This is a genomic window from Bacteroides oleiciplenus YIT 12058, from assembly GCF_000315485.1.
GTDB lineage: Bacteria > Bacteroidota > Bacteroidia > Bacteroidales > Bacteroidaceae > Bacteroides > Bacteroides oleiciplenus.
In genome coordinates, this window is record NZ_JH992943.1 from 747947 (window position 1) to 759797 (window position 11851).

At 43.7% G+C, this 11851-nt stretch carries 7 protein-coding genes and 1 tRNA gene; 1 reads left to right on the plus strand and 7 read right to left on the minus strand.

Annotated elements, in window-relative coordinates; translation table 11 throughout:
* Positions 1-381: 381 nt before the first annotated feature.
* The 3 genes from pulA to HMPREF9447_RS19340 are packed head-to-tail and all read right to left on the minus strand — an operon-like array spanning position 382 to position 3296.
* The gene (pulA, locus tag HMPREF9447_RS19330; protein ID WP_009131470.1) at positions 382-2379 is read right to left on the minus strand and encodes a type I pullulanase; all 1998 of its coding nucleotides are present in this window, start codon (positions 2377-2379) and stop codon (positions 382-384) included.
* Between the two features lie 45 nt (positions 2380-2424).
* Positions 2425-2994 carry a crossover junction endodeoxyribonuclease RuvC gene (gene ruvC, locus HMPREF9447_RS19335; RefSeq protein WP_009131471.1) on the minus strand — a complete coding sequence of 190 codons (570 nt, stop codon included), beginning with the start codon at positions 2992-2994 and terminating at the stop codon, positions 2425-2427.
* Complete coding sequence (locus HMPREF9447_RS19340; protein WP_009131472.1) at positions 2991-3296, minus strand: DUF4286 family protein; 306 nt, start codon at positions 3294-3296, stop codon at positions 2991-2993. The genes ruvC and HMPREF9447_RS19340 overlap by 4 nt, the downstream gene beginning before the upstream one ends.
* A 112-nt stretch (positions 3297-3408) precedes the next feature.
* Here HMPREF9447_RS19340 and HMPREF9447_RS19345 point away from each other — a divergent pair.
* A tRNA-Ala gene (locus tag HMPREF9447_RS19345) sits at positions 3409-3482 on the plus strand.
* 59 nt (positions 3483-3541) lie between these two features.
* On the opposite strand, the gene HMPREF9447_RS19350 is transcribed toward HMPREF9447_RS19345, so the two are convergent.
* The 4 genes from HMPREF9447_RS19350 to HMPREF9447_RS19365 form a co-directional block, all read right to left on the minus strand.
* Complete coding sequence (locus tag HMPREF9447_RS19350) at positions 3542-6115, minus strand: alpha-L-arabinofuranosidase C-terminal domain-containing protein (protein WP_009131473.1); 2574 nt, start codon at positions 6113-6115, stop codon at positions 3542-3544.
* 13 nt (positions 6116-6128) lie between these two features.
* Positions 6129-7061, minus strand: coding sequence for a glycoside hydrolase family 43 protein (locus tag HMPREF9447_RS19355; RefSeq protein ID WP_009131474.1), 933 nt, complete (start codon positions 7059-7061; stop codon positions 6129-6131).
* Between the two features lie 122 nt (positions 7062-7183).
* Positions 7184-8701, minus strand: a complete 1518-nt coding sequence (locus HMPREF9447_RS19360; RefSeq protein WP_009131475.1) for a RagB/SusD family nutrient uptake outer membrane protein — start codon at positions 8699-8701, stop codon at positions 7184-7186.
* A gap of 23 nt (positions 8702-8724) precedes the next feature.
* Positions 8725-11841, minus strand: coding sequence for a SusC/RagA family TonB-linked outer membrane protein (locus HMPREF9447_RS19365; RefSeq protein ID WP_009131476.1), 3117 nt, complete (start codon positions 11839-11841; stop codon positions 8725-8727).
* Between the last annotated feature and the right edge of the window lie 10 nt (positions 11842-11851).

Consider the following 11851-nt stretch of genomic DNA (forward strand, 5'->3'; position numbering starts at 1 on the left):
CTCGTAAGTGCAATAATCGTTTCCGTAAACGGCTACCTTTATTGGAGGTATGTCGGTTGTGGTGTGTACACTTATCTGACAATTTCTTCCCAAGAGCAAAAATATAAATAACATAAGATTTATGTAAAAAACGGACCAATATTAAAAAGGATAATAGCGATAGGCCCGCCAGAATATATGAACTTGAATTAGCGAATATAAACAGAGTAACCTGAAAACCGGGTATCGCTAAAGAATAACACAAACTGTAATATAAGCGCCCGAAACCCTTCTATGTATCCCGGGCAAATAATGATCGCCCCTACAGGTTACCAAACTTGTAGGGGCGACAATTATATGCTACCGGTCCCGTAACAGCCGGTGCGAAATGCAGTCTATCTTTTATTTATAGATAATCAAGGCAGATTGTGCCGGAACTATCACTTCCGAACCGTAAAGCGTGCCCAATCCATTTTCACTGATGAAACCATCCTTGCAAACCACCGTATACTTCCCTTCGGGAACAGCCAATTTAGCCGGCTCCTTGCGCGAGTTCAACGCCACAATAATGTCTTCCCAAGCATCGCCATTGGCATTTTCTTTTAAGCGGTAAGCTATCAGATTGCTTCCCTCTACCGGAAGAAACTCCAAATGCTTGCGCACCAGATCCGCATTGCCCATACGAAAAGCCGGATGGTTTTTACGCAACTGTATCAATCCCTTATAATAAGCAAATACATCCGCATGTTCGGCTTTGCGCTTCCAGTCAATAGCGTTGATAGAATCGGGACTTTCATAGCTATTATGCACACCCTTCTTATCGCGCATCACTTCTTCACCGGCTTGTATGAAAGGAATGCCTTGTGAAGTGAACACTGCTGTCTGTGCCAGCTTATCCAACTTAGCCAATTCCTGCGGCGTAATACCCGGCACACTTGCATTCAGCCTGTCCACCAGACACATATCATCATGGCAGGAAACGTAACTAATCATCTGTGTGGGTTGTTCCGCCCAAGAAGCCTTGCTATAGTTCACCGAATCATTATCCACTTGCGGATGCTTGATAGCACCGACAATGCCGAACTTGATACTCTCTTCTCCACCCGGAACCCCTGCAAGGAAAGCTCCCTGATGATTATCATTGAAGGGGCCGCGCAAACCATCGCGCATCTCATCAGAGAATGCGGCAATGCCCGGCATCCGGTAAGTATTCGCCTTCATAGCCAACGAGTCTTCCGGCATCTGGGGAGCTTTTGCCGCCCAACCTTCACCATAAATAATGATACTCGGGTCGACCACCGTAGCTGCCTTGCGGATTTCATTCATAGTTGTGATATCGTGGATGCCCATCAAGTCGAAGCGGAAGCCGTCAAGATGATACTCGTTCAACCAGTGCAATACGGATTCTATCATATATTTCCGCATCATTGGCCGGTTACTTGCCGTTTCATTGCCACAAGCGGATGCATCTGCAAAACTTCCGTCCGGCATCTGGCGATAGAAATAACCGGGAACCGTACGCTCAAAGTTACTTTCGGAAGTATTGAAGGTATGGTTGTACACCACATCCAGCACCACACGGATGCCTGCTTTATGCAGAGCCTGCACCATTTGCTTGAATTCTTTGATGCGGATGGAAGGATTATAGGGGTCGGTGGAATACGAGCCGTCGGGCACGTTATAGTTCTGCGGATCATATCCCCAGTTGTATTTATTCTCGTCCAACTTGGTTTCGTCTACGGAAGCATAATCATAAGATGGCAAAATATGCACATGCGTCACACCCAATTCTTTCAGATGGTCGATACCCGTTGCCAGTTTCTCGGGGCTCAATGTGCCTTCTTCTGTCAAAGCAAGGAATTTACCTTTATTCTGAATACCGGATGAAGGGTCGATAGAGAAATCACGGTGATGCATTTCATAGATAATCGCATCTGCCGGAGAAGCCAGTGCAGGACGTTTGTCTGCCGCCCAACCTTCAGGATCAGTCGCCTTCATATCGATGATGGCGGCACGCTTTCCATTCACTCCCACCGCTTTGGCATTGATGCCCGGAGTGTCGCCCAGCCATTTATCATTGATTTTCACATTGAACGTATAGAATTTGCCCATCAGGTCTTTCTCCACCTTAGCGGTCCAGGTTCCTTCTTTATCAGGCTCCATCGAAATGGTTTCATAAGCGTGGCCACCATCGCCCGCATCAAACAACATCAGACGTACTTCATCGGCAGTAGGTGCCCACAACGTAAAATTGGTCACTTCGGGAGTATATTCCATTTCCGCAAGGTTGCCCGAATGGACGGGGTACAACTCATAAGATGCGTACTCTTTCTTTGCCGGAGCACAGCTGACAACCGTAGCTGCGGCTACTCCAATCAAGGCAAGTTCATTCAGTTTCATGGTAGTTATTTAATGATTAATATTTAGTGTTTAGTGACAGGCGATTCATTTCTTCACTTTATCAGGGTTCTTGGCTATGAAATCTTTCCAACCACTATATCCCTTCTCCATCGTCGGGCGCCCCATTTGCAGAAAGTGGCAATAAGCGGCGGCAAGTCCATCCGTAGCATCCATAAAGGTAGGCATATCTTCCTTTGCCAGATGAAGCATGCGTTGCAGCATGTCCGCCACCTGCTCTTTGGAAGCCTGTCCGTTTCCGGTGATGGCCATTTTAATTTTCAGTGGAGCATACTCTGTGATAGGTATATCCCGGATAAGTGCGGCAGCCATCGCCACGCCCTGTGCACGTCCCAGCTTCAGCATAGATTGCACATTCTTTCCGAAAAAGGGAGCTTCAATGGCAAGTTCGTCAGGCAGATAACTCTCAATGATGCTCAGCACCCGTTCATGTATATGGCGCAGTTTGAGGTAGTGATCACCGAACTTGCGCAGGTCGATAATGCCCATTGCAATCATCTCAGGCTTTGTTCCCCGCACACGCAACACCCCGTAGCCCATAATGGTAGTACCAGGATCAATACCCAGAATTATCTTTTCCTTAACCGGTTGTATCACTCTATTACCTCCATCAGGGTAGGAAATCCAACCACTTTGTCTTTGAATACCTTCACCAGTTCTTCATTCAGCTTTGCCCCCTGGTCCAAATGCCAGCGATGTAAAACTCCCGAGCTTTCTACTTCAAACTGAAGCGAATAGCACGTACTTCCCTCTTCACGGTGGCTCAGCACGCGAACAATGCGCGGCGCACTCAGTGCTCCGGACTTCCCTACTTCGGGGATATAAAACTCTTTTATCCAAATCAGGAAGTTATCTTCCTGTCCTTCTTCTACCTGATAGGTGGTATTATAAATCAGCATAATTTTTTCTTTCACTTTGTTTCGCAAACATAGCAATTATTTCAGAATAATGCATTATATTTGCGCCACCAAAATGCGGGAATTACCGCAAACGTTAGCAAAAGAATGAAACGGGGCGTTAGCTCATCTGGCTAGAGCGCGACACTGGCAGTGTCGAGGTGATGAGTTCGAGTCTCATACGCTCCACTATAATTTAAAAGGCACAACAATAAAAAAACATTGTTGTGCCTTTGTTTTATTCTATATTATTGCAACCGTAAAACGGTGAATGAATATTCAGAAACTGATTCTTTAAATTCTCCCATCACGGTAATTTCAGATGTGATCGGTTTTAGTTTACTATCATCAGGCTTGCCATGCAATATTGTCTTTTTCACACGAGTATCAATAATGCCCAACGATTTCAAATCAATGGTAAAGTTCACGGCAACCGGCAACAGATTTACCAGTTTAATCACATATTCTCCGGTTTCGGTATTTTTCACCACAGAAACAGCAATACGCTTTCTTACCTCATCTTGCTTATTGGATAAAGTTGTGAGACTCGGCCAATATTCATCACCACTATTTTGTCCGTAAAGCTGCTGCACATAATAAGAAACGGTAGGTTTAACTTCCGTATTATTAAAGTAAATCAAATCGGGCGCCCATTGTATGCAACCTTCTTTAGCCAATAAAGGAGCATAAGAAGTAAGGCTCACTACATCTCCGTTCCGTTCTATATTAGCCAAATGCAAAGCTTCACACAAAGCTGTTTCCAGGTTACTCTTACGTCCGGGAGCATGGGCTGCATATTCACCCAAATAAACCTTTGACTGCGAACGGTCATAGCGGTCATAATAATCCTGATTATGAATAAACCATCCCGGTTTGCAATAATAATGTTCGTCTACCATCGGTAATTTAATATCCTTAGCAATACTCCATCCCTTTTCATAATCACTTCCCTGGAAAAATGGTCCTACAGTTCCCACAACGATTATCTCAGGATACCGCTTCATAACGGCCTTACATATCATGACATACCGTTCTTCGAAAACATCCGAAATCAGGTCTTCATTTCCGATACCGATATATTTCAGGTTAAAAGGCGCCGGATGCCCTGCCTCTGCACGTTTTTTGCCCCAGAATGTATTTTTGGCATCTCCATTCGCCCACTCTATCAAATCAAGCACTTCCTGAACATAAGCTTGCATTTCATCCATCGGAATACCTCCCTGCTGGCCCTGACCACCGGATGCAGAATTCTGGCAAGGTACACCTGCCGGCAACACAGGCAAAGGTTCCGCCCCGATATCTTCACAAAACTGGAAATATTCATAATACCCCAGTCCGGCTGACTGATGATACCCCCACATGTTACGTTGAGTTTTGCGGGACTCCAAAGGCCCTATTGTATTCTTCCAGCGATACATATTTGCCAATCCGTCGCCATGGGCCACACATCCACCGGGGAAACGGACGAAACGCGGTTTCAAATCTGCCAATGTCTGAGCAAGGTCCATGCGCAAACCGTTTCTACGTCCTTTAAAAGTATTCCGGGGAAAAAGAGAAACCATATCAAGAGCGATACTGCCTACAAACTGAGGAACAATTTCCAAATGTGCTTTACCTGTGCTCCGCGCCGACTGTAACACAATTTCCCGCTTTTTCCATTCCTTAGAAGATACTTTCATAAACTGCTCGCCACAAATTTCCCCTGTTTCGTCAATTAAACGAATCATTACCTTTCCACCTTTTCCTTGCAAAACACGTGAAAACATGGAAAAATAATATTTATCGCCTTCATTAAGTGCAATACCATTAAAGCCCTCATTGACCAAAGCCGCTCCCGGTTGTTCCAGCTCCAAGATTGCATAATGTGGATTATTCACATGAAGGGGAGTTTCCGAATCGACCGTGAAAGTGGCATGCTCTCCATACAGCCTCCATGCCTTTTTACTGGTCCAGGTTTTATCATTCCCCAGTTTATCACTCAGTTTATACTCAAAACCGCGGTTTTGAACCAATTCTGCATAAAGACCACCATCTGCCGCATAATTTATATCTTCAAAGAAAATGCCTACCAGCATATCGCTGATTTGCTTTTTTCCTTCAGGATGAATCGTTACAGTCGCATCGACCGGTTTCAAAGAAGCAAATCTCACGGCATCTTCCGCCATTGTTTCATCAAACTGATTCTCCCGGAAAGTGTTATATTCATAGTGCTTTATCAATCGATCTATCACATTCCAAGACACCTCATTGATAACTCCCGACTGTTCCACCCCATTAATATTGACGACTTTCCTTATATTTTTCCGCACTGATACAGACATTTGCCGAGCCGGAGTATATGTTTTAAAGTCTTTGGTAGAAACTCCATATACCTGCCCTTCGCCATTCCTAGTATCTATCCACGTGACCAGATGGTTATCTTCTGCATCTTCCGTTAGTTCCAGTAACATACAGTTTCCCTTTCCGTTCACACGCGGATAAGATTGAGGTTCCCAATGGATGAGATCGGGAGAGACTGTATAAGCAATCGTCCCCTCTTCCTCATTTACCGTAAACAGACAATGCCACCCTCCTGTTCCATCCGGTACAATTATCGGATCAATCATCCTCTTTTGCCCCATCCAAGTTCCATAATCGGACGACAAGAAACAAAAGTTTTCTCCAATCGTATGCCAATTCTCCCGGTCAACACTCCATGCAAAATGAACTCCGTTTTTGTTATATGAGAACAGATAGCCTGTTTCAGGTTCATTTGCCATTATCACATTATAATGCTGAGTCCATACAAGCAAAAACACGAAAAGTAAAACAAATCTCCTCATAAAAGCCTCATTATCAATTAAAAATTTCCAATAATCTGTTCACTTCTTCCTGTGTAACACCAATAATAGAACCATGCCGAATCTTTTCCGGAAACTCCACTTGGTCGTTGTAGTAGGGATATTTCTCATTTGTAACCCTGATCCAATTCTTGAAATCAGGAGATGTCCAAAGTCCGAAACCGGAACTTCTCCCAAAATAATCCCATACAATTCCATAACCGCCTCCGCCATTAAACGGGAAAGCAAACGGACCTTCCACATTTTCAGACGTCAGTTCATACGGATTGGTATAAGGTCCCTGAGCATTTGCCGATGTAGCAACCCATATGCCATTATTTCTGTAAATCAGATTATAGGTACTCCCTGCTTTTATGATATTTGCATCCAATATACCTGTTCCATTCAGGCTGTACAGAACTTTCGGTTTGGAATAGTTAATGAAATCTCTGGTTGTAGCATAATAAATGGAAGCCGTATTCCAATCATCGTTCAACTCCGCCGTCCAGTGGACAAAGTATATATCATTTTCCTCATCATAGGCAAACTCCGGAGCCCATGTCTTGGTAGCGCCTTCGGGTGCCACATCCACAAGGCGTTCATTCTCCCAAGTAATCAAGTCTTTAGAGTCCCACACCGTAAAAGGCCGATTTTTCCAGGAAACGGTTGCCACCAGATGGTAAACTCCATCCTTATCTTTTATAATCATCGGATCACGAATCAACTGATCGTCATAAGAAGCCTTCAAGACAGGCTTTTTATGGTTCAACACACGAAAAGTAAATCCGTCCTCCGCCAATGCATAATACATATGCTTATCGTCATCTCCCTTCATATAAGCTGCCAGATAAGCAACTTTAGAATGATCAGTTCCATCCTGACTTCGCTTGCACGAAGAAACAAAAACAAGGAAAAACATCAATACCCAAATAAAAACTTTTCTATTCATACATTTACTTTACAAGAGAATTATTGACTGAATCCCGGTTGGCTATTATAATACTACCTATTAAAAACAATCTTTTTATTCAATTTTCATAGCCAACCGGGATATTGTTAAAGCAACACAGTTTAGTTAGTATATCCCGGATTCTGTTCAAGAATACCACCCGCTTCTGTTATGGCTGTTTGCGGAATGGGAAACAATACATGGTAATCTTTTGCATTCTTACCTCGCTCAACAGCCCTGCTAATATATACTCCATGACGTATCAGGTCCTGGCGTCGCTGCCCCTCACAGAAAAGTTCGCGTCCACGTTCCTCCAACAAATAACTACGGAAAGCTTCTTTACCAACCGTTGCCGAAGCCGGAATTTCTATACCTGCACGATCTGTTATCTGTTTCACGGCATTGATAGCGCTCTGAGTCGGGCCATTCAATTCATTGTCCGCTTCAGCATAGGACAGTAAGACTTCAGCATACCGAATCACCGGATGAGCTTTCTGAATGCCGTAATTGTCATACTGCGAATCTGTGAATTTAACGGGGATGGCTCCCTTCATGATACTGCGGTTTTTATGCGTTCCGTCGGCAGCATCAAACTCACACAAAATAGTTTTCTTGCGCACATCTTTATCCTCAAAAGTGTCATAAAATTCCCATCGCATACAATACGCCTGCCATCCCGGCTTATAGGAAGAATCGTTACCTCTTATATAAGATTCACCTAAATGATTATAACCACGCTTAAAGTCACTGGGCAAGACTTCGGTCACATAGAAGTTATCATAGGCAGTATTGGAAGGAATTGACCAGATGTGTTCAGATGTCCGGTCGTTATTGAAGACATCTTCATAGTTGGAGATCAAAGAAAATCCCATACTCATAAGTTTCTCCGCATCAGCCTTTGCCTTGGTCCAGTCTTTTTGGTGCATATATAGCTTCATACGGATGCCATACGCCACAGCCTTCGACATTCTGCCCCAATTATCCGCATCCGCATTATATTTATCTGGGAATGAAGATGTTTCAAGCGCATCATTTAAGTCTTTTTCGATATATCCTACGTAAGTTTCTTCGGTAGGACGGGGCTCAATTGTGTTATCCATCAGTGTTTCCGGATCAAGCTTCACATTTACCGGTCCAAACCAGTCCAACAACGTATACATATAAAATGCTCTCAGGGTCTTGGTCTCGGCAACGAAACGACTGCGTATATCTTCTGTCGCACCGCTACTGTTGGCAATCTGATTAATTACGTCCGTTGCCCGGGCCACAAAACGGATAATATTGTAGGTGTTCGTCAAAGCTCCGCCAGAGGACGGACCAACGTTGAACTCATCATAAATGTTGCTGCTATACGTACAAACCATATCCGTAGTAATCATGCTGGACGGATAATATGCTGCAAGGTCAGCATTAAACAATGCATTATACCATCCTCCGGTTCCACCATCACCATACCCCCAGTTGGTGGTACAAGGAAGGTAAATTCCCATAATTGCCGCATCCATATCGCCTTCAGTTTTGAAGAAATTGGACGGAGACATATCCGTAAAGTTTTTCGTTTCCAGTAAATCATCACACGAAGTAAATAATGAACACCCCAGAAAAGCGCTCAGCACTGTTGTTAAAAATATTTTTTTCATAATGTTGTTTTTCTTTTTGAAGATTAGAAATTCAAATTAAAGCCGAAGGATAAGGATACAGCTTGCGGATATGGATTATCCGTAGTCAGTTCCGGATCAAAGCCCTTGTAGCCCGTAAAAGTCGCCACATTCTGTGCATCGATGAAGAAGCGGGCACCCTGAATGAATTTACTGTTCGCAAAGACCGACTTCGGCAACGAGTATCCCAATGTTACATTTTTCAGTTTCACGTAACTACCGTTCATCAAGTAGAAGTCATTGGTTCCGGAAGGATTGGAACTGTCATACGGATTGGTTGCAATGCCCGGCATCCATCCGGTTCCATTCTGGCTATTCCATACTCCGTTGATAATAGAGACGTATGTGTTTCCCGGAGCGCTACCGTTGTTGCCGATAGCTGCAGCATCGGGTATCTGTCCGCGGCTTTTCTTTCTGCCGAATGCACCATAGAAATAGAAATTCAAGTCAAATCCTTTGTAGCTAAACGTATTGCCCAGACCTGCAAACCAGCGGGGATTTTTATTACCCAGTTTGACAACATCCTTAGAATCCAATACATTGTCTCCATTCACATCCACATATTTAATGTTGCCCACATTGGCATTGGGCATATAGCTCGGAATATCTTCTTTTGAAGTAATGATACCATCTGTTTTCCATCCGTAAATGGCATCCAGTTCATCCTTCTCACTGATATAATCGGCCAGTTCCACTTCCGGATTGCGTTTTACCCAGCTTGCCTTAAAATAAGACAGATTAAAAGATGTTTCCCACTGCAAGTCTTTGGAAGTAAGGTTATCGCTGCGCAGTGAAAATTCAAATCCCTGGCTCTTTGTCTCACCGATATTGGCAGCTATACGTCCCACTGCATTGTTCGAAGGCAATTGCTGGTAGTCCAGCAAATCTTTCACACCGCGATGGAAGAATTCGATAGAACCGTTGATACGTTGATTGAACAATCCATAATCAATACCAATATTCAAGGTATAGTTGGTTTCCCACTTCAAATCCGGATTTTCAATTTGAGTTAAAGCCAAACCTGTATGAACAGTATTACCAATCAGATAGTTATAGCCTGACTTATAAAGCGACATTGAATTAGTTCCCAATACATTTTCATTACCGACAGCACCGTATCCTACGCGCAGTTTCAAATCACTGAATACGGTCCTATCCTTCATGAAAGCCTCCTCATTAATGCGCCATGCCAACGACAAACTCGGAAAGATACCCCACTTATTGTTTTCCGCAAAATAGCTGGAACCGTCCCGACGTGCGGTAAAAGTAACAATGTAACGGTCCATTAACGAATAATTCATACGAACAAACTGAGACAACTTGATACGTTCATTTCTCCATGAATTAATGGCTTGTCTGTCCTTATCCGATGCTATGCCCACATTGTCATAACCAAAAGCATCCGTAAAGAAGTCATAGGCAGCCATGTTGAATCCGTCGCTCATAGTCTTATAGTAACCGGCACCCAAAACAGCGGAGAAACGGTGAATTTCAGAGAACGTTTTGTCGTAGTTCAAAAATGCTTCAGTACTTATGTTTACTACTTTTGCATTACCCAGAGAGGCATACCCTGTATCCAGTGTTGTTTGGTTTGCCTTCACAGGAATATAAAATTTACGCACACTCGACTGGCTGTCGTAACCTCCTACCCCGCGCAATGATAATCCATCAAACAGTTTCAGTTCAAAAGTCGGCGCAATAAAAATACGCTCCGTTGTAGTCTTGTCTTCCACTTCATTAAAAGAAGCCGGATTGTTAGGGATTTTGTTATGGGAACGTGAGTAATTGCCGTTCTCATCCTTTACCGGTATGTCGGGGGCATAGGTCAGCGCATTCACCATCATATTGTCACCCTTACCGGCATTTCCCACAGACGTACTATTAGCCATCATATTAGAGTAGTTCATCTTGATGCCGGCCTTAAAAATCTTACTGAATTCCTGGTCGAGATTCATCCGGATACTATGACGCCTCATATCCGATTGCTTCAACATACCCACATTATCATAAAAGTTATAAGAGAAATAGTATTTGGTTTTTTCCGTACCACCATTCACTGATACATTCTGGTCGATGATATATCCTTGGCGGCTCACTTCATCCAACCAGTTGGTATCCGCCGTATAACCATCCACATTTTCAAAAATAGGGGTATATCCGCTGAAGTCTATCGCATTGTCACCATACACTCCCATCTTGTTGTTGTATAAGTAATACTCCTTAGTCCAGAAGTTGGTTTGTTCCCGGAAGTCGTGTGCAGCGAGCACTTTAGGATAGTCTTTCTTTACTTGGGCGGTCAATACGCTGCGGTATTCTACTTTGGGCTTGCCGTTTTTACCATTCTTAGTCGTTATCAATATAACACCGTTGGCAGCAGAAGCGCCATAGATAGCAGCAGCGGATGCATCTTTCAAGACCTCAATGCTTTCAATATCATTAGGATTGATCGTATTCAGCGGATCACGGTCCACACCCGTTTTGTAGTCAATTCCCAATATACCCGGGTCAGCAGTCGAATTGTTCTGCAAAGGCACTCCGTCCACTACATACAACGGCGAATTGTTTCCATTGGGAGACACCGCACCACGGATATTTATGGAGATTCCCGCACCCGGCTGCGCCGAACTCTGAATTGCACTCATACCTGTTACTTTTCCCTGGAGCATCTGACTTACACTGGATGAACTGACTGTGTTCAGTTCTTCTGCTTTCACGGAAGCAATAGCACCGGTGATGTCTTTCTTTCGTGAGGTACCATAACCGATTACCACCACTTCATCCAGAGTTTCGCTATCTTCACGGAGAGTTACTTTCAATGCTTTCCCATCCTGTACGGGTATTTCCTGTTTCTGATATCCTATATAAGAAAAGACCAGGACATCTCCCGCTTTCACATTCAGCGTAAAACGACCTTCAAGGTCAGTTATGGCACCATTGGCTGTGCCTTTGACAGATACATTCACACCAATCAACGGTTCATTATTGGCATCTATGACTGTACCTCTTACTGTAAGAGATTGCTGAGTGACTGACAGTACCTCGTCAGGAGTTGCATACACGCCGATAAATCCAGTTTGTAGGATTCCAGCCATACATAAGGCAAAAATTCTGTGTTTTTTCATTTCATGATAG